This window comes from Nostoc sp. FACHB-190, from assembly GCF_014696905.1.
Classification (GTDB): domain Bacteria; phylum Cyanobacteriota; class Cyanobacteriia; order Cyanobacteriales; family Nostocaceae; genus Nostoc_B.
The window spans coordinates 108,834-127,871 of sequence record NZ_JACJQW010000024.1 but is presented as its reverse complement, the minus strand read 5'-3'; the positions used below and the strand labels follow the sequence as shown (position 1 = coordinate 127,871).

Here is a 19,038-nt window from a genome sequence, read left to right as displayed (position 1 = left end):
TTAAGTTCTTTTTGAAACAAAAACTACTTAGCAAATTCTATTCACCTGCTGTTATACTTAAACACTGATTTATCTGGTTTGTGCGTGTGACTACGGTTGGTGCAAGAAATGAGTTTATGCGAACTGTTCATTCTCAAAATAGTTTGAATTTTGAGCTTTATGATTCTTTTGAGTTAGATGCTAATTCTTACTGGATAGGAATAGGAAAATTTAAACATTAATGAGACAACTAGCTAATTTAATAGGATCTAAAGGGCAATAAAGCTATCCAAAATTGGCTATTTTAAGCCTTTATAAATAAAGCACTATCACAAATCAGCATAACTTCTTGCATAGTTTTTGCTTACTTATAGCCTTTCCTAGTCTGCTGAAGTACAAATTTATCTGCGTCCATCTGCGTTTATCTGCGGTTAATTATTCTTCTCGTATCTCACTAGAGTAAGAAACGCTATAGTTAGCTTTGAACATCCTTATGGATGGTTAAGTGTGTTTGATGCGGATGATTTGCAAGAGTTTATCAAGGAGCTAAGTGAAGCTTTTCGGTTGATAGATTCTTTAACTACAGCATGGGAGATGATTGAGGCGCTCATCCATGAATGGTATGAAAGTGCTATTGCTATATCTAGTCCTGAACTAGCAGCAGCTTTTAGTACTGAAACTTAATTTTGTCCAAATACTTGCAACTGTGCTGTACACCTGTTGCGATCGCTTATCTTTTGGAGAAGTTGCGATCGTGTTGAAAAACACTGCGATCGCGCTTTGATGCTTACTTCTCTCATTTTTTATGCCAAATTACTATTCAGCACTTAAAGACCGTTCTATCGCACGTCTAATGTAACGCTGATAAGGGATACCCTCTTTCTTGGAAACAGATTTAACTTTTTCTAGCATCTCCTCAGACATCCGTACATTCACACTTTTGTCTTTAGGCTTAAATTCAAAAGTTACTGGCTTGAAATTATCAGGAGTAAGATAATCTGACAAATCTTCTTCTAAGAGTGCCTCTATTTCTTCATCAGTTTTAAGTCTTGGGAAAGTTTTGTCCATATTTCTGTACCTCTGTGTCTCTCATATATCTGGCACTGATCGGTCTAATGAGTATTTCATCCTGTTTATTTCGGAGCGTAAAAGCCACAAAAATGTACTTTTGTTGGCTTGAAATCCCTATGGCTAAATACCTATCTTCATCCTGAGAATGTTTTATATCTGGTGCAATCAGAACACCCGATTGTTGAAACAGGTACTCAATTTCTTCTTTAGAAACACGATTCCAGCATTTGGCAGAGTTCCCTTTATCCCAATCAAAGCCATTTACACTTTCAAGCATAACTCTGAAATCTACATTTGTATATACAAATGTAGCAATATCTCAAACATTTCAAAAATTTGCTTTTTAAGCATTGAGGCGATCGCCCACTATATTACTATCCACTTCAATATATTTAGAAGCATTTTCTCTCTAGATAACTAATATCAAGCTAAAAACCACTTTTTAGAAATTATTTAACTTCACATAAATAAAAAAATGTCTATTGTAAACATTTATATCAATTATGAGTGAGCAAATGGGTACTTTAAGGATCTGAGGGCTTTAGGGTACTAGTAGATTTATGAATCATATATTGGATGCCGATCAAATCGGTGGGTTAATAGCGGGGGAAAATTTAGTCATCTCTTGTTGTTATTTCATTATTGGTAGCGTCATTGGTTTTGGAGTGTGGCGTAATCGACAAGCAGGTGTTGACCCACTGGTAGTTACAGTAGCTGGGATTTTTTTAAGCTGCGCTTTTGGTCACGGCTTGCATGTAGTGGGAATGCTGGGTTTGGTTAATTCCCATTTTTGGCAAGCAATAGCGGATTTGTTGACAGTTGCGATCGCATTACGCTTTCTCAGTTTCTATAAAAGTTTTGATTTACTTGCTTGTTTCAGTCAGATATTCGCTTCAAAAATCGAACTGGAAAACAAGAATCAACTCTTGGAAAATACGATGACAGAACTCAAGCAGACACAGATGCAGTTAGTCCAACAAGAAAAGATGTCAAGTTTAGGACAATTAGTAGCTGGGGTTGCACATGAAATTAATAATCCGATTAACTTTATTCACGGTAACTTGACTTATGTCGAAGAATATGCTGATTATTTATTGAGCATTGTCAATGCTTACCAAGCGCATTTTCCGGTTTTACCCTTGCCCCTTCACAGGCTAATTGAAGAAGTTGATTTAGACTTTTTGCAAGAAGATTTACCAAAAATTTTAAATTCAATGAAAGTAGGAAGCGATCGCATCCGGCAAATTGTCATATCATTACGAAATTTCTCGCGCTTGGATGAAGCGGAACTGAAAGTGGTGAATATTCACGAAGGTATTGATAGTACTCTGATGATTTTGCATCACCGCCTGCAAGCAAAACCAGAGCGTCCAGAAATTAAGGTGATCAAAGATTATGCTAATTTGTCGGAAGTAGAGTGTTATCCGAGTTCACTCAATCAAGTGATGCTGAACATTCTCACAAATGCGATAGATACCCTAGAAGAGAAAATTACGCAAAAATCTCATTCAGAAATTCAAGATAATCCACCTCAAATTACAGTCAAAACTTCTTTGACGGCAGACAAATGGGTAGAAATCACGATCGAAGATAATGGAGTGGGGATTCCTGAACAGCTTCAGCCAAGAATTTTTGACCCATTTTTCACGACAAAACCCGTAGGTAAGGGTACAGGAATTAGTATGTCAATTAGCCATCAGATAATTGTCGAAAGACATCATGGTAAATTAATCTGTCTTTCCACCTTTGGTCAAGGAACAGCGTTTGTCATACAAATTCCGTTGAAACAAAACACCTATGCGCTTGTTTAAGGTTATGGTTGTGGTAGAAATACAAAGTTTTGTTGGCTTTTGAAATAGCTATAAAAAAGTTGCGATCGCACTTTGTTTAGTATCTACCTTGCGTTACTAGTATGTTGATATGCGATATGAAGACCATCCATCATTTTATGCGCGTGTCTTCGCCAGAGTTTTAGGATGTCTACTTCCTGGCGAAATTACCGTTATTCTTTTTCCTGGACATGGGTTAGTGCTAACAGAAGCAATCCCAACGCAGCTGATTCCTGAGAACTTGAGAATGCCCAACAGTGAATTTTATGTGTTATTCAAACATCCTGAGCGGGAAATGATCAGAATTTTGCAAGTTGACGAATTTTGCCCAGAAATTGATGGAAGTCAGAATTGAGGCTCAAATTGTTTTAAGTTGCAAACAACAGCTTGTTTATACCAATTTAAAAAAAGAATGCGACAGATCGAAATTAGGAAAGTCTTACTGGAGCTAGATTTCTTAATTGCGTTAGCAAGCCTGCGAGCGTCATTGCGAATTGCGAATTGCGAATTGGTATTAGATAGCAGGTGAACGGTTATAGGATGAGATGACAGTGATCTTATCTACCTTTTATCAGTTCAGATTGGTTTTAGATTCATATTTGGGTGATCGCTAGTTGGTGTTATGGGTGCGATCGCTCAATTTTTATGATTCAATGGCGATCGTGCTTTGTTGAATATCAGCCTTTTAACTGGCTATTCTATGGCAAAACCGTTATTTCTCTTGATTGATAGCCAATTTACGGTGGATAGATTCGAGATAGAGAACATAATAAGTTTCGATAAATTGCAAGTATCCAGTCGTATAAGTACTGGGGTTACAGTATTAAAAATGTTATTTATTTGAGATTGTTAGACAAAGAAATATACTGAGAAAACAGCCCAAAATAGGAGGATAAAGTTTATTCTAAATTTGCTTAATACACAAAATAATTTATACATTCTATGGAACTTATTACTTATGCTAGAGAAGTCGGCAATAAGTATAAGAACATGAACAGAATCTGGCGTATTTTAATGGTTTCTAGCTTGGTTGGATTGGGTACTTTAGTTAATGCTAAAGCCCAAGCAGCTTCTTTTGAAATCGACTCTACCTACACTTTTTTGAAAACCCAGTCTGATACAACTTATTACAATAATGTTCAGACAATTGCAGGTAATACTAAAGCCATCTCTTTAGCTGATTTAGGTCTTGAAGCTGGAAGCACAATTCGTTTAAGTACTTCTGGTGCATTTAACTGGAGTGTTTGGAACCCTGGACAAAGAAACGATATGATTGGGGTCTTCAGTGCTTCGGATACATTGCTTGATTCTTCTTTTCAACAACGTGTAGCTGATGCTATTAGCCTTGATGCTGAAGATGCCAGTAAGTATGCCTATACAGACGCAAACTGGACTTCTAACACTTTATTTGACACCACTAATCAAGCAGGTTCTACTTACGACGGCTCAAAAGGTGCTTATATGTGTAATGGAGCAACTTTAAGTGATGTTAATAGAACTTGCGGTCAAAAAACATTGTTTGATGGTGTATTCGGAATCTTAGGCGAGATGACAATTAAGATTCCCACCAACGCGAAGTTTTTATTCCTGGCGGTTAACGATATTTTCTATAGTGACAACACTGAAAAAATGTTAGTTGATATCACTAATACAGAATCTGTCAATACAGTAGCCAGCGCCAAATATGTAAATGAGACAACTTCTGTTCCTGAACCAAGCGCAGTTGTTGGCATTGCAGCTACACTTGCATTGGGTTTAAGAATGAAGTCTAAAAAACAGTTGGCTAATTAATTTCCTGGACAGAATTCAGAATCATGAATAAATCAAGGGTCTGCTAGATATAAATTTGAATATTCTCATCATATTATTCATCAAACTCTGAGCAATTTTGACTTCGGGATTCTGGATTCTTGTACTTTATTGCAGATTTTATTAGTAAAGGAGAAATATTTAATTTAGGGAAAAATATTTATCAATTCTCAAACTGTTTGATTTACTGGATTAATTTTTTGGCGATCGCTATTCTGAATTACAGATGCGGCCGCCTTTTTTATTGATGGTTATTAAGCTATTTCATCAAGTTTAAACCTAAAAATAAAGCCGCAATAGTTCCTGACACTGAAATTTCACCTTGATAGATTTTATCTAACACTTCCGCTACAGGAATTAAAATTACTTCAATTTCTTCTGTAATATCTAAATTCTGTTCCCCAACTTTTATCACATTCTCAGCTAAAAATAAATGTATGCGGTTAGTATCTTTGCTGGGTTTATCAAAGAAAACAGTAACTTTTTTCACTTGTTGAGCCAGATAACCAGTTTCTTCTTGTAATTCTCGGATGGCGGCGATTTCCGCACTTTCTTGGGTGGGGTCAAAATGTCCGGCTGGTAATTCGATAAAAAAATCGGCGACTGCGTGTCGGTATTGGCGGACGAAAACAATTTCTTGATTACTGGTAATTGGCAAAATAATGGCAATTTCTGGTTTAATACTGACAAAATAATCATCAATCACCTTGCCGTTAGGTAATTCGATTTTATCTTGCCTGACTTTGCACCAAGGATGGTTTAATACCATTTCTGATTGCAAGATTTTCCATTTCTTGAGATTGCTCATAGATGCTAATTAATAAATGTAAAAAAGTATAACAGATGTAGAAAATCGGCTAAAATCACTTAAACTATTTTCTGCCCTAGCCATCATAGAGCAGTCTTATTTGAGCAATGAACAAAAGAGACAAGGTAGACAAGGTAGACAAGGTAGTCCCGATGAAACAAACTTCATAGCCAAGTATGAAAGTGGGACTAGCATTTTTACTCAGCACTCAGCACTTTCAGGTCAGAGAGATGTTTGTATATCGTTTAGGATTGCTATAGAGCAGACTTATGCAAGTAGAAGTCAAGGTATTTACTGTCAATAAACGATTTCCCTTAACTATTAGTCGGGGGACAACTGCACAGACAACGAATGTCTGGGTAAAAATTTCGCAAGATGGCGTTGAGGGCTGGGGTGAAGCATCACCGTTTGGGGTGGGGAATCATGCTCAAAAAACCGAGCAAATCAAAGATGCGATCGCGCAAGTTATACCATTATTAACAACTTTCAGCCCATTGCAGAGACAGCAAGTTGAGCAGTTGTTAATTCAACAGCAAATTCCTTCATCGGCGCGGGCGGCTGTAGATATGGCAATGCACGATTGGTTGGGTAAGTTTGTTGGTTTACCACTGTGGCAGATTTGGGGATGCGATCGCAATCTCATTGTCCCGACTTCGGTAACTATTGGCATAAATTCACCAGAGGGCGCTAGGGCGAGGGCGCGGGACTGGTTAAATTATCTGGATGTGCGGCTGTTCAAGGTGAAATTAGGTAGCCCCGATGGTATTGAGGCAGATCAGCAAATGCTATTAGCAGTCCAACAAGAAGCACCAAATCTAGAATTTTTTGTGGATGCAAATGGTGGCTGGAGTTTGCCAGATGCAATTAAGATGTGTCATTGGCTGGCTGATTTAGGTGTAAAGTATGTAGAACAGCCACTAGCAAGGGGTCAGGAAGAAAGTTTAGCCCAACTCAAACAAGAGTCACCCCTACCGATTTTTGTTGATGAAAGTTGCTTTACTAGCGTTGATATTCCCCATTTGGCAAACTACGTGGATGGAATTAATATCAAACTGATGAAGTCAGGGGGCTTAACCGAAGCATTGCGAATGGTACACACAGCGCGGGCTTACAATTTACAAGTGATGTTTGGCTGCTATTCTGACAGTTCACTCGCTAACACAGCCGCAGCACAATTAGCACCACTCGCTGATTATTTAGATTTAGATAGTCACCTCAACTTAGTTGATGACCCATTTATGGGTGCATTAGTAGTAGAAGGAAAAGTTTTACCAAACGATTTACCAGGCTTGGGGGTACAATACAGTGCGTTTGCCGCTTAATCAACGAATCGCTATTCTGCTGCATGAAGGAACTACAGGAACACAGGGCAAAACCGGGTTGGCAATTTTACGCTACAGTGAAGCCCCGATTGTCGCAGTAATTGATAAGGTAAGTGCTGGTAAGTCTTTGCCAGAATTAACAGGTATCAAGCGTGATGTGCCGATTGTAGAATCTGTCACCGCAGCTTTAGCGTATAAACCCGAAGTATTGGTAATTGGAATTGCGCCCAAAGGTGGTGCTGTACCTGATGATTATTGGATAGAAATTAAAAATGCCCTAGCGGCGGGGATGTCTTTGGTGAATGGGTTACACACACCATTGGCGACGATGGCAGAGTTAAATGCCATTCTCAAACCAGGACAGTTAATTTGGGATGTCCGCAAAGAACCACCAAATATAGAAGTGGCGAGTGGGATGGCGCGGACGCTTCCCTGTCGCCGCGTGTTGACGGTGGGAACAGATATGGCGATTGGGAAAATGTCTACTAGTTTAGAACTACACTGGGCGGCAAAGTTACGGGGTTGGCGTTCTAAGTTTATCGCTACAGGTCAAACTGGTTTGATGTTAGAAGGTGATGGTATCGCTTTAGATGCAGTTCGAGTAGATTTTGCGGCTGGTGCTGTGGAACAAATAGTGATGCGTTATGGCAAAAACTATGACATTCTGCACATTGAAGGACAAGGTTCGCTGTTACATCCTGGTTCTACTGCTACCTTGCCTTTGCTTCGCGGTTCTCAACCCACACAACTAGTATTAGTACATCGGGCGGGACAAACCCATAACCGGAATAATCCCCATGTCCCGATTCCGTCGTTGACGAAAGTTATTCAAATGTATGAATCTGTAGCGAGTGCAGGTGGTGCTTTTGGGAAAGTGCCTGTGGTGGGTATAGCGTTGAATACTGCACATTTAAATGAGTTTGCAGCCCAAGAAGCGATCGCCCAAACTACAGCCGAAACCGGTTTAGCTTGCACTGATCCGGTGCGGTTTGGGGCTGGGTTGTTGTTAGATGCAGTCATGCGAAGTGACGTGTGAAGTAAGGTGCGTGACATTTTATTCACGCATCCTACAAAATTGGCGATCGCACCGCACCCAACCTACGAAATTCTGCTACCGAAGTCTGAAATTTCACACTTCAGACTTTTTTAAACCTCCGGGGGCTTCAACATTCGCCAAATTTCCCCATCAATCTGCACCAAATACTCAGGCTCCAACTCACCAATTTTACGAATAATTCGCTTAGGATCGATCGCTCGCATCTGAAAAACCATTGCTACCGAAAGCAATGTCAAACCATTCAGCACTGATGGCTCAATCCTTACAGTAAATGGAAACCTTGATGCCCCCAAGGAAGAAGTAACTGGGACAATCATTAACATGGGCGAAACCGCAATGTCTGTTTGAACAGCGATCGCTGGGCGATTGCCTTGTTCTTCTCGTTTATCTGAATCTGGTAAACTTACTAACAGAACATCCCCTCTCACTATCTCATTCTCCCAGAGATGCCAGCATTCCTTCTGTAGTCAGCCAATCATCGTCACTTGCTGCTTCCCATGCTGCAAATTCGACCTCTAACTCATTGGGTATTTGTACCAGCAAAGGAGTCAGCAGTGCGACAATCTCTCCACTCACCGAATTTCCATGAGCTTGCGCTCGTTGTGCGATCGCCTGATATAGTTCCATCGGCAATGTCACTTGAGCATCAATGTCACCTGAACCATTCATAAGAACTGAGATATCGATAGAATATCTTATTCATTGTATTGCGATCGCACTGAAATTTTACACTTCCAACTTTGTTTGACAGCGATCGCAAGTTCCCTGCACAGTCACTTCATAGCGTTCGGCTTTTAACCCCGAACGCAGTTTATTCAAATCAATACACTGAAAGGTATTCCAATCAATGTCTTCAATTGCACCACAACAGTTGCAGCGAAAATGATGGTGTGGCAAAACTTTGGCATCGTAACGTGAGACACCTTCTTCTAACAGCACTTCTCGCACTAAGCCGACTTCCCGTAAGGCTTGCAGTGCAGCATATACTGTGGCTTGAGAAGAAGTAGGTGCATCTTGATTCAAGCTTGTCAGAATTTGATCTACTGTGGGGTGGTCTTCTCGCCCTAGTAGATTGGCATAGACGGCGAAGCGTTGAGGCGTTACTCGCAATCCCTTACCCTTGAGTGTTTTGACAATCTCATCAGCTTTTTGCTGCATAGCATTCACTTGAATCATATTAACAGAAATAGATCACTATTATAACCTTTTTCAGAAAGATAAATTGTAGAGAGTACTTCTCACTAATATATAAGTCTTAGTTCAGAATAGTTATGATTTCATCATATCAGTTCAAACAGCAAAACTTGATCATTCTCAGTGCTGAGTCAGAAAAAAATACTCAACACTTTAGTACTATGATAAATACCACGCTCGTGGGCGGTCTTTTAACTCAGCACTCAGCACTTTCCACTCAGCACTCTTTATAACCTGAGATTATCGGAAAACAGTAGCGATCGCTCTAGGCGGATGGGGTCAGTTACTCATAGCATTAAAATAGCCCCTTTGCATAAAATCAGCATGAAACGAACCAGGAAGTCTCTGCTGCTCACCTTGAGTTGGATTTTGTTGTCAGTTAGTACATCAATTGTAATTATTCTGACGCAACCTTTAGCACCTGTTCCAGCCCAAGAACCTGCCACTACCACCGTAGAAACAACAGATACACCCAGTTCCGAAAGTTCACAGCCCAACCAAACGCCAAAGCCAGAAGCGACTGAACCGAAAAAAACAGACACCGCCACGGAACCTGCACTCACGCCTGAAGAACTTGCCCGTCAACAAAAATTTATCGAAGCAGACAAATTATACCTCGCCGGAAATATTACTGAGGCAGAAAAACTCTATCGGGAAGTCAAAACACCATTCGCCAACACAGATACTGCAACTCAAGAACGTAAACCCGCCATTATTGATGCGACGCAACTATCCCCAGCAGGTAAAGTTTACTGGCGAGAATCAGAAGCGGGAATTGCGGCTAAGTTGCAAACAAGAACAGAAGTACCGCTAAAACTATTAGTTGAACAGTATCCCGAATTTATTCCTGGTCATATTCGCTATGCTGAGATTCTCAAGCAATATAATCGCCCCAAAGAAGCTGTAGAGGTTTTAGAACAAGCATCATCACTATATCCCGATCAGCCAGATTTAATTAAAGCTAAAGTTACCGCACTAGCTGATGAAAAAAAATGGATGGAAGCATCCTTAGCAGCGCGTCAATTTGCCATTCTTTATCCGAATGATCCGCAAGCCGAGGAATTTACCCAACTTGCAGAAATCAATCTCAAACGCTACAAAGCCCATATCCGCGAAGAAATTAGAGGTAACACTCTCGCTAATATTATTACAGGTGCAGTCGGCTATGCGGTGACAGGTAGTTTGTTAGGGCCGTTTTCTGCCTTAGACTCTACCATCTTGCTGCTACAAGGCGAAGGTGCGGTGGGTGAGTCGGTAGCGAAACAAGCAAAACAACAGCTACCATTAGTCAAAGATGAAGAAGTGCTGGCCTATGTGAACGAAATTGGGCAGAAACTAGTGAAAGTTTCAGGACGCACCGAATTTAAATACGAATTTTTTGTGATTCCTGAAGAAGAATTGAATGCCTTTGCCTTACCAGGAGGTAAAGTTTTTATTAATGCTGGTGCGATCGCTAAAAGTAATTCTGAAGCTGAACTCGCTGGGTTAATCGGTCATGAATTATCTCATGTAGTTTTATCCCACGGCTTTCAACTAGTTACCCAAGGAAACTTAATTTCTAACGTCACCCAATATCTGCCTTTTGGCGGTACAGTCGGTCAACTTTTCTCCCTCAGCTACAGCCGTGATATGGAACGTCAAGCAGATGTTTTGGGTACTCGCTTAATTGTGGCGAATGGCTATGCTGCTGATGGGTTGCGTAACTTGATGGCGACACTACAAAAACAACAAAAAAATGCGCCTCCTACCTGGATATCATCTCACCCCGGCGGTAAAGAACGGGTAAATTATCTCGAAAACTTAATTATTCGGGGTAAATACAACCGCTACAGTTATGAAGGCGTTGAACGTCACACAGCCATTCAAGCCAAAATTAAACAAATCCTCAAAGAAGAAAAAGAACGAAAAGAGAAAAAGCGGCGTTCTGAATGAATCAAAAAACAAATTTCTGCGTCACTGAAATTATCAATTAGCTAACCTCATATCTACTAAAGGATAATTTATGGCATTTCAACCCTTGAAGCTATTATGTTTAAGCGGTTTGGGCTTATCTTTATTTTTAGGTAATTCCGCCGCCTTTGCTCAAGTTAATGATGGTGGTGGTATTGTTGTACCTACCACTTCCGATCCTTATCCATCAGGTTCATCAAATCCTGTAGACACTTCCTCTAGTGGTACCGTAGCGACTGGTACCAGATTTAGCTGTCAAAACAGCAATGGTCAATATATAGTAATGTATCAACCCGAAAGCCAACCAGGAAGATTCTTTCCTTGGGCTGCTCCTGCACAATTGGGTGGTGGTTGGGACCCGTACAAACGTTGTGTTACTATTGCTCAACGCTTAGAAGAATATCGTCCCGATGGTTTGCAAGAACTCCAAACAGGTTTTTTGAATAACGAAAATATTGTTTGTGTCACTACCGAAGCTAACTCTAGCTGCCGCATTGTGTTGACAGTACCAAGAGACAAAGACCCTTATACTGTCCGTAATAGCATTTTCCAAAATTTAATTTCTGCGGATGATGGTCAACAAACTACTGCTGTGAATACTTTCCGCAACAATAGAGGCGGCGCAGATGAAATTTACAATATCGGACGTACAATTTTAGGTGGAAATAATCGCAGAGTTAGCTCATCGAGAAGTGGCATTAATCTTAAACCGTTCCTCGATCGCAAAGATGGTGGAACTGGAACACAATTACGCAATGGTGTCGCAATTCGTCGTCAAACTCCGACTCAATCTCAAAATCGGACTCGCTTAAATCCTGGTAATTTCCGGTAATATTGTGTGCAGTGAATGTCAAATCTTGACTGATGAAAACTCTCATTCAAGCTCTGTGTTATTTGGGCTAGAGTGAGAGTTTTTGTTATTGGTATAATACAGGAAATTTTCACATACTTACAACTCTTCCCATCTCTGCAAAATTTCCTCAACTGTAGATTTTAGTTCTGGTAAATTCTGCTCAATTACACCCCAAACTCGATTTAAATTTACCTTTAAATAATCGTGAATGAGTACATCTCGAAAACCAGCTATCTGTTGCCACGGTAAATCTGGATAAGCTGCTTTTATTTCAGGAGATAATCGCTTTGTTGCTTCCCCAATAATTTCAAAATTTCTAATTACCGCATCTTGAATAATTAAGGTTTGCAAAAATACTTCTTTGCCACTACAGGTATAAAGCTCAATGCGCTCAATACATTCTTTGATGTTACTCAAGTACAAGCGATCGCCTTTCATAACATTACAGCTTCCTGTAACACTTCATCTCTAATTAACTCATGTAAAGTTTCTACTTCGGTTACATCCACTTTACGTCCAAGTAATTGCTCCAAAGATTGTATGAAAGCAATTTGATCTAGTAAAGTTCGCTGTGGTTCAAGGTCTATCAGAAAATCTACATCACTATCTAGTGTAGCTTCTCCTCTAGCTACAGAACCAAACACTCGCACATTATATGCGCCGTACTCAGCAGCAATTTGTAAAATTTCTTCACGGTAAGCTGTGATTATTTCATCAATACCCATAACCTAACTTAAATCTTTCTTATTTTCATAATATATGGTGAAAGCTTCTGTTATCTATCACCTGATTTCTGCTATGGCGTTTTTCATTGCAATGAGGTACATTCATCTAGCCTCTAGCCTCTAGCCTCTATCTCCTATCTACTTGTACTGCACTCAACCGAGAAACGCTATATTGCTTTGTACTTTATGCAAATTAATTATTCCCGCGTTATACACTTAAGCCATATTATTGATGAAAATATACCTTTATGGCCGGGCGACCCAGCGATAGAACTTAACACTGTTGCTGATATTCAAAATGATGGTTACTATCTGCGGCGTTTTGCGTTAGGTGAACATAGTGCTACCCATATCAACGCCCCGAATAGTTTTGATACTGCTGGTGTAGGAATTGATGAATATGCGGCGGAATCACTGGTTTTATCGGCAGTAGTGATAGATGTCTGCGAAGTTGCTGGGAATAATCCTGATTATGCTTTGAGTATTGCTGATATTCTGGCTTGGGAGGCAAAATACGGTGTGATTGCCAGGGGTAGTTTAGTCATACTGTATACTGGCTGGCAGCACAAGTGGACTGATAGTCATGCCTTCTTTAACCAAGATGCGGCAGGAATTATGCACTTTCCAGGCTTTAGAGGTGATGCTACACAGTTTTTGTTGGATGAACGGCAAATTGCTGGTGTAGGAATTGATACCCACGGTGTTGATCCTGGAAAAGATAACAGTTTTACGACTAACCATTTAGTGTTGGCACAGCAGGGTATTGTGTTGGAGAACTTGACGAATTTAGATCAACTACCTCCTCAAGGTACTACATTAGCGATCGCTATTCTCAGATTGCGTGGTGGTTCTGGTTCTCCTGTGGGTGTGTTGGCTTTTGTGCCTTAACTTTTGTGTATAACTTTTTCGCCTTCTGCCCATTCTTTAAACTTGACGTTAACGTAGAAAGCAAATCAAATCCATAGCAGTTATCTCAAAAAAATTTTTAAATACTAATTATGACTTTGCTAACTTGTCGCAATTATATTAATGGTCAGTGGGTGGATGCTACGACAGGAAACGTTCTGGAAAGTTATAACCCAGCTTTGGTAAGTGAAGTTGTCGCCACCTTTCCCCGTTCTCACACTGAGGATGTAGATAAAGCCGTCGCCGCCGCCCGTGAAGCTTACCGTAGTTGGCGGCAAGTTCCTGCCCCAGCCAGAGCCGAATATATTTTTCGTGTGGGAGAATTATTACTCCAGCATAAAGAAGAACTCGCCCAATTAATTAGTCGGGAAATGGGTAAACCCTTAACCGAAGCTAGGGGTGATGTGCAGGAAGGTATTGACTGTGCTTTTTATAGTGCTGGTGAAGGAAGGCGGCTGTTTGGGTTAACGACACCTTCAGAAATGCCGAATAAATTTGCGATGACGGTGCGAATGCCCATTGGTGTTTGTGCTTTAATTACACCGTGGAATTTCCCTGTGGCTATTCCTTGCTGGAAAGCTATGCCGGCTTTGGTATGCGGTAATACTGTTATTCTCAAACCTGCTGAAGATACTCCCGCTTGTGCAACTAAACTAGTAGAAATTTTTGCCGCCGCCGGTTTACCAGCAGGTGTAATTAACTTAGTGCATGGTGTTGGTGAAGAAGTTGGTAAAGCTTTAGTCGAACATCCCCATGTTGATTTAGTTTCGTTTACTGGTTCTTCGGAAACGGGTGCTTTTGTGGGTGCAACTTGCGGACGCACTCACAAGCGTGTTTGTCTGGAGATGGGCGGTAAAAATGCCCAAGTGGTGATGGAAGATGCCGACTTAGGACTAGCTTTAGATGGTGCGGTTTGGGGGGCTTTTGGGACAACTGGGCAACGTTGTACGGCTACGAGTCGGCTGATCTTGCACCGTGACATTAAAGAAGAGTTTACGGCAATGCTGTATGAGCGTACTAGTAAGTTACGCTTGGGTGCTGGTTATGACCAAGATACAGAAATTGGGCCGATAATTAATCAAAGGCAATTGCAACGGGTGAATGAATATATGAAAATTGCCCGTGAAGAAGGGGCAAAAATTTTAATTGGTGGCGAAATTGCCACTGAAGGACAACTACAACAGGGTAATTTCTTTTGGCCAACTATTTTAGATAATGTTACGCCAGATATGCGCGTTGCCCGTGAAGAGATATTTGGCCCTGTAGTGGCATTAATTGAGGTTAATTCCTTTGAAGAAGCGATCGCTATTCTCAATGATACTAATTACGGTCTGTCTTCTTCCATTTATACCCGCGATATCAACCGGGCGTTTACCGCCATGCGGGACATTGAAGCAGGCATTACCTATATTAATGGCCCGACTATTGGCGCAGAAGTACATTTACCTTTTGGTGGTGTGAAACAAACAGGTAACGGACACCGCGAAGCCGGAACCACTGCTTTAGATGTATTCACAGAATGGAAGAGTGTGTATGTTGACTTTTCTGGTAGTTTACAACGCGCCCAAATAGATAATCGAAGTTAGTCAATCGCCTCTTGCATGAGTTGGGCGAAAATAAACTAAAATCCCGACACCCCAAACCCTTTTACCCAGTCGCCACAAACAATCTTTGTGCAGAAATCCTCATAAAATAATGCCCTTTGTAATGTATCTAAACAAAGGGCGATAAACACTAAAGCTAAGAGGGCAATATATGAATGTAATATGTATCACCTGGGAATGGTAATCTAGCTTACCTTTATGTTTTTTTCATTTGTGCAGCGTGAACAGAAACATATATGACAAGTTTGATACATATTTGTTAAGAATAGTTACAGCACCCGTAACACTAGGAAATATTTCTTCTTATGGTAGACTCCCTTGAGAATAACCCACCGCATCAAGTCGTGATCATTGGTGGTGGCTTTGGTGGACTATATGCAGCAAAGGCACTGGCTAAGGCTAAGGTAGACGTAACGCTGATTGACAAACGTAATTTTCACTTGTTCCAACCATTGCTGTACCAAGTTGCCACAGGTACACTATCACCTGCTGATATTTCCTCTCCGTTGCGATCGGTATTAAACAAAAGCAAAAATACGAAAGTGTTGTTGGGAGAGGTGAATGATATAGATCCCCAAGCACAGCAAGTCTTTTTGGGTGATCAAGCGATACCATACGATACGTTAATAGTGGCTACAGGTGCCAAGCATTCCTATTTTGGTAAAGATAACTGGGAAGATTTTGCGCCTGGTTTAAAAACTGTAGAAGATGCGATCGAAATGCGTCGCCGGATTTTCTCGGCGTTTGAAGCCGCAGAAAAAGAAACTGATCCTGAAAAACGTCGGGCTTGGTTAACCTTTGTGATTGTAGGTGGTGGCCCTACAGGGGTAGAATTAGCAGGTGCGATCGCTGAACTTGCTTATCAAACCCTCAAAGAAGATTTCCGCAATATCGACACATCCGAAGCGAGAGTTTTACTTCTAGAAGGACTAGATCGGATTTTGCCACCCTTTGCACCAGAATTATCGCAACAAGCAGAAGCATCTTTACAGCAATTGGGTGTTAGCGTTCAAACCAAAACTTTAGTCACCAACATTGAAAACGATATTGTCACCCTCAAACAAGGTGATGAAGTGAAAGAAATTGCTGCCAAAACAGTATTATGGGCAGCAGGTGTGAAAGCTTCACCAATGGGGCAAGTTTTAGCAGAATGTACAGGTGCAGAATGCGATCGCGCCGGACGAGTGGTTGTTGAACCAGACTTAAGCATCAAAGGCTATCCCAACATTCATGTAGTTGGCGACTTAGCAAACTTCTCCCATCAAAATGGCAAACCTCTTCCTGGTGTTGCGCCAGTAGCGATGCAAGAGGGAGAATATGTTGCTAAATTAATTAAGGAAAAAATCAAAGGTAATACCTTACCTGCTTTCAACTATAGCGATCGCGGCAGTTTAGCCATGATTGGGCAAAATCTAGCCGTCGTGGATTTAGGCTTTATCAAACTCAAAGGTTTCTTTGCTTGGCTATTTTGGCTATTGATTCATATCTACTTCTTAATTGAGTTTGATAACAAACTAGTAGTCATGATTCAGTGGGTATGGAACTATGTCACCCGCAAACGTGGCGCAAGATTGATTACTGGGCAAGAAGCTTTGGCACAAGCAGGAAATGAAGCGCCTAGTAAATATTACAAAGCCACACCACCAAGACAAGCACTCAATGTCTAAAAAGGTAGGACTTACGCACCAACATTGTCTGTAGAGATTGGGTGTGAGGGTGAAAGAATATGGGGTGTAAGGGTTTTGGATACATACACCCCTATACCCTTTCACCCTTGCCCATGATGATTTTTCGCTGTTCCCTGTTTAACAATCATTAGATAGTAAAAGTCTAGGTATCGGCAAGTTTTGATTTTCCAGCAATTCACTTGCCGGAATTTTGTTTAAACTTGTTTGCTGTAATACTGTCAATAATTCGGCACTTTGGCTTAATAACTCATCTACATTAATACCGCCATAACTATCTGGATAACGGCGCAGGCGGTTGCTTCCTTCTCCGAGTAAAATAGCTGCGCCGCGCAAATTCTCATTTCTGAGATGATACAAAGCTACAGCAATTTGGAGAATGCCCTGGTAAAAAGTTTTTTCGGGTTCAATGGCTTCGATCCACAAAGCCTCTAAAGTGTCATGACAGGCGTAAAACTGTCCAGAGTTGAACTGTTCTACACCTTGCCAAAACTCTTGGGGCATAGTTTCGCTCATGCCATACTATCTCTTACTTCTTTAATAGTTTCGATAGAGATTTCTTGGCTTTCACCAGCAAATTCATTGTCTGATGTTAAAAACAGCATACAATGGCATTCTTTCCGTTCCCTCATTGGTACACAAGGACAGTTCCAATATGTAGCCTTGACTTCAGCTTCTTTGTCTTCGTAGTGGCGACAGGGACACAAAGGCGCACCTAGATCGTCTTTATGTTTGGCTAACCCTTCAATTACCACTGCTGTAACCGAAGGTTCACTACAGAAGTACGTTCCAGTACGCTTGGCGTATTGTTCGGAAAAATGCCGCATTGCTTCTAAGCTTTTATCGCTGGAATGTGTGTTAACTTCTGATGTGATCATGTGGATCGGCCGCTCATAATTTAAATATTTCTTTGCATTGTACCTCAGCCTCAAGGCGCTATTACTGGGGATATCTCCCCAACCTGAACAGATTCAATGATGATATTTAACAAAAACCGCAATAAATTAGCATTCATTGAAATATTAAATACATAGAATACTCATTTAAAATGCTTGTAAAGGTTTTTGTAGTTGGGGTTGTAAAGCTTGTTCGCTTTGCACCACAATACCAGGGCAGTCACGATTGACAACCGTTGATGCTTGATCTGAGGAATTATTATTCTGCCACAAAATCCAACGACTGCCTTGGGGTAAGGAAGAGAGTGTCAGAGAATTTTGAGTTAACCAAATTAAAGGATTGTTTGGTGTTTCTGTGGCGTTGATATCTTCTTGAGATGTTGCCGCAGCTAGGGTTTCTAGAACAATGCGTAGGCCGGAGGACTTGCCGCAGGCATCGCCTTTTACCAAATTTGTCCCAGCTGTCCAGAGTTTGACGGGCATTCCCATCCGTTGTGTGTAAAAGTACAAGCTGGCTGCGGCAATTACGGCTTCCTCAAAATCATCTTCTTGCCATTCACCACCACTATCTAAGGCAATAATGATTTCTTGTCCACCTGTGACAACTTCTAACTCCCGGACTCGTAATTCACCATAACGGGCGCTAGTCCGCCAATGAATCAGTCTGGTGGGGTCGCCGATGCGGTAAGGACGCAGCGATCGCACTAATCCCGATGTCGCTGTCTGCAATGGGCGATTGATAGAATCACCTTTTTTGCTTTCTTCTTGTCCCATTTCATCAACTAAGGGACAAGTGGTTAAAGGTAATACAGTGGGGTAAACAATAGCGATCGCTTCACAATCTCGCTGACGACGACACCAAAATAAACCTAAAGGTGCGCCAGTTGCTAATTCCACATTGTGCCAACGATAAATACCTCGACGCTGGGTTTGGTGATAATAAATCCAACGGTAACTATTTTTACTCGGAATAACTTCTATTGGCTGTTTGATTGGCTTACCCAAAACAAAAGGCAAAATATCCTCGACTTGCAGCAAACTTACAGATTGTGACGTGGGATTGTGGATTTCTAATTCTACAGTCAATTCATCCCCAGCCGAGACAGGCTGAATTGGATTGCGGGTGATAGTTAAACCAACAAGCGATCGTGGTGGTAAAACTGCTGCTACTACCAACAGCGCCACACTCACACCGCTAATAGCATACAGCCACCCCGCCATCGTATTGACAGCCGCCCCAAAAAAACAAATAGCAACTCCCGCAAGCACCCAACCGCCGTATGTAGGTGTACTTGCCCGATTTTCTAACCAGTTGGTGATGGGTTTGATAATTTTCATGTTTCTTTTTTA

The 19,038-nt window shown here is 41.0% G+C and carries 22 protein-coding genes; 11 read left to right on the top strand and 11 right to left on the bottom strand.

What is annotated here, in order from left to right; genetic code table 11:
- The first annotated feature begins 486 nt into the window (after positions 1-486).
- Positions 487-663 (top strand): hypothetical protein, encoded by a 177-nt coding sequence (locus H6G28_RS23505; protein ID WP_242054632.1) that lies wholly within the window; start codon positions 487-489, stop codon positions 661-663.
- 132 nt (positions 664-795) lie between these two features.
- On the opposite strand, the gene H6G28_RS23500 is transcribed toward H6G28_RS23505, so the two are convergent.
- Together H6G28_RS23500 and H6G28_RS23495 are read right to left on the bottom strand one after the other, a co-directional pair.
- Complete coding sequence (locus H6G28_RS23500; protein WP_190588731.1) at positions 796-1,047, bottom strand: CopG family antitoxin; 252 nt, start codon at positions 1,045-1,047, stop codon at positions 796-798.
- Positions 1,022-1,327 (bottom strand): BrnT family toxin, encoded by a 306-nt coding sequence (locus H6G28_RS23495; protein WP_190588730.1) that lies wholly within the window; start codon positions 1,325-1,327, stop codon positions 1,022-1,024. The genes H6G28_RS23500 and H6G28_RS23495 overlap by 26 nt, the downstream gene beginning before the upstream one ends.
- Positions 1,328-1,610: 283 nt before the next feature.
- On the opposite strand from H6G28_RS23495, the gene H6G28_RS23490 reads away from it, so the two are divergent.
- The 3 genes from H6G28_RS23490 (at position 1,611) to H6G28_RS23480 (ending at position 4,670) form a co-directional block, all read left to right on the top strand.
- Positions 1,611-2,861: a sensor histidine kinase gene (locus H6G28_RS23490; protein ID WP_190674615.1), complete on the top strand. Its 1,251-nt coding sequence runs from the start codon at positions 1,611-1,613 to the stop codon at positions 2,859-2,861.
- A 109-nt stretch (positions 2,862-2,970) separates the two neighbouring features.
- Complete coding sequence (locus H6G28_RS23485) at positions 2,971-3,234, top strand: hypothetical protein (RefSeq protein ID WP_190674612.1); 264 nt, start codon at positions 2,971-2,973, stop codon at positions 3,232-3,234.
- A 587-nt stretch (positions 3,235-3,821) separates the two neighbouring features.
- A complete protein-coding gene (locus tag H6G28_RS23480; RefSeq protein ID WP_190674609.1) occupies positions 3,822-4,670 on the top strand; it encodes a hypothetical protein in 849 nt (282 codons plus the stop codon).
- Between the two features lie 277 nt (positions 4,671-4,947).
- Here H6G28_RS23480 and H6G28_RS23475 read toward each other — a convergent pair whose 3' ends face one another.
- Entirely contained in the window at positions 4,948-5,496 is a 549-nt protein-coding gene (locus H6G28_RS23475) for an NUDIX hydrolase (protein ID WP_190674606.1), read from the bottom strand.
- Positions 5,497-5,765: 269 nt separating this feature from the next.
- On the opposite strand from H6G28_RS23475, the gene H6G28_RS23470 reads away from it, so the two are divergent.
- Positions 5,766-6,818, top strand: coding sequence for a dipeptide epimerase (locus H6G28_RS23470; protein ID WP_190674603.1), 1,053 nt, complete (start codon positions 5,766-5,768; stop codon positions 6,816-6,818).
- Positions 6,802-7,854, top strand: coding sequence for an N-acetyltransferase DgcN family protein (locus H6G28_RS23465; RefSeq protein ID WP_190674600.1), 1,053 nt, complete (start codon positions 6,802-6,804; stop codon positions 7,852-7,854). Before H6G28_RS23470 ends, H6G28_RS23465 begins: the two co-directional genes overlap by 17 nt.
- Positions 7,855-7,964: 110 nt before the next feature.
- Here H6G28_RS23465 and H6G28_RS23460 read toward each other — a convergent pair whose 3' ends face one another.
- Genes H6G28_RS23460 through H6G28_RS23450 form a run of 3 tightly spaced genes read right to left on the bottom strand, consistent with a single transcriptional unit; the run spans position 7,965 to position 9,033 of the window.
- The gene (locus H6G28_RS23460; protein ID WP_190588723.1) at positions 7,965-8,303 is read right to left on the bottom strand and encodes a type II toxin-antitoxin system PemK/MazF family toxin; all 339 of its coding nucleotides are present in this window, start codon (positions 8,301-8,303) and stop codon (positions 7,965-7,967) included.
- Positions 8,304-8,307: 4 nt separating this feature from the next.
- Positions 8,308-8,544, bottom strand: coding sequence for an Arc family DNA-binding protein (locus H6G28_RS23455; RefSeq protein WP_190674598.1), 237 nt, complete (start codon positions 8,542-8,544; stop codon positions 8,308-8,310).
- A 57-nt stretch (positions 8,545-8,601) separates the two neighbouring features.
- Positions 8,602-9,033, bottom strand: a complete 432-nt coding sequence (locus tag H6G28_RS23450; protein ID WP_190588906.1) for a Fur family transcriptional regulator — start codon at positions 9,031-9,033, stop codon at positions 8,602-8,604.
- A gap of 360 nt (positions 9,034-9,393) precedes the next feature.
- On the opposite strand from H6G28_RS23450, the gene H6G28_RS23445 reads away from it, so the two are divergent.
- Entirely contained in the window at positions 9,394-11,001 is a 1,608-nt protein-coding gene (locus H6G28_RS23445) for a M48 family metallopeptidase (protein WP_190674595.1), read from the top strand.
- A gap of 70 nt (positions 11,002-11,071) precedes the next feature.
- Positions 11,072-11,851 carry a COP23 domain-containing protein gene (locus H6G28_RS23440; protein ID WP_190588720.1) on the top strand — a complete coding sequence of 260 codons (780 nt, stop codon included), beginning with the start codon at positions 11,072-11,074 and terminating at the stop codon, positions 11,849-11,851.
- Positions 11,852-11,968: 117 nt separating this feature from the next.
- Here the strand turns inward: H6G28_RS23440 and H6G28_RS23435 are convergent, their stop codons facing one another.
- Positions 11,969-12,310 carry a HepT-like ribonuclease domain-containing protein gene (locus H6G28_RS23435; RefSeq protein ID WP_190588719.1) on the bottom strand — a complete coding sequence of 114 codons (342 nt, stop codon included), beginning with the start codon at positions 12,308-12,310 and terminating at the stop codon, positions 11,969-11,971.
- A complete protein-coding gene (locus H6G28_RS23430; protein WP_190588718.1) occupies positions 12,307-12,597 on the bottom strand; it encodes a nucleotidyltransferase family protein in 291 nt (96 codons plus the stop codon). Before H6G28_RS23430 ends, H6G28_RS23435 begins: the two co-directional genes overlap by 4 nt.
- 186 nt (positions 12,598-12,783) lie before the next feature.
- Here H6G28_RS23430 and H6G28_RS23425 point away from each other — a divergent pair, with 186 nt between their 5' ends.
- From H6G28_RS23425 to H6G28_RS23415, 3 genes are all read left to right on the top strand, one after another.
- Complete coding sequence (locus H6G28_RS23425; RefSeq protein WP_190674592.1) at positions 12,784-13,485, top strand: cyclase family protein; 702 nt, start codon at positions 12,784-12,786, stop codon at positions 13,483-13,485.
- Between the two features lie 107 nt (positions 13,486-13,592).
- The gene (locus H6G28_RS23420) at positions 13,593-15,089 is read left to right on the top strand and encodes an aldehyde dehydrogenase family protein (protein ID WP_190674631.1); all 1,497 of its coding nucleotides are present in this window, start codon (positions 13,593-13,595) and stop codon (positions 15,087-15,089) included.
- A gap of 323 nt (positions 15,090-15,412) precedes the next feature.
- Positions 15,413-16,774 (top strand): NAD(P)/FAD-dependent oxidoreductase, encoded by a 1,362-nt coding sequence (locus tag H6G28_RS23415; RefSeq protein ID WP_190588716.1) that lies wholly within the window; start codon positions 15,413-15,415, stop codon positions 16,772-16,774.
- A gap of 138 nt (positions 16,775-16,912) precedes the next feature.
- On the opposite strand, the gene H6G28_RS23410 is transcribed toward H6G28_RS23415, so the two are convergent.
- The 3 genes from H6G28_RS23410 to H6G28_RS23400 form a co-directional block, all read right to left on the bottom strand.
- Positions 16,913-17,308 carry a DUF309 domain-containing protein gene (locus H6G28_RS23410; RefSeq protein ID WP_190588715.1) on the bottom strand — a complete coding sequence of 132 codons (396 nt, stop codon included), beginning with the start codon at positions 17,306-17,308 and terminating at the stop codon, positions 16,913-16,915.
- Positions 17,305-17,670, bottom strand: a complete 366-nt coding sequence (locus tag H6G28_RS23405; protein ID WP_190588714.1) for a ferredoxin thioredoxin reductase catalytic beta subunit — start codon at positions 17,668-17,670, stop codon at positions 17,305-17,307. Before H6G28_RS23405 ends, H6G28_RS23410 begins: the two co-directional genes overlap by 4 nt.
- Before the next feature lie 165 nt (positions 17,671-17,835).
- Complete coding sequence (locus tag H6G28_RS23400) at positions 17,836-19,026, bottom strand: DUF58 domain-containing protein (RefSeq protein ID WP_190674588.1); 1,191 nt, start codon at positions 19,024-19,026, stop codon at positions 17,836-17,838.
- Between the last annotated feature and the right edge of the window lie 12 nt (positions 19,027-19,038).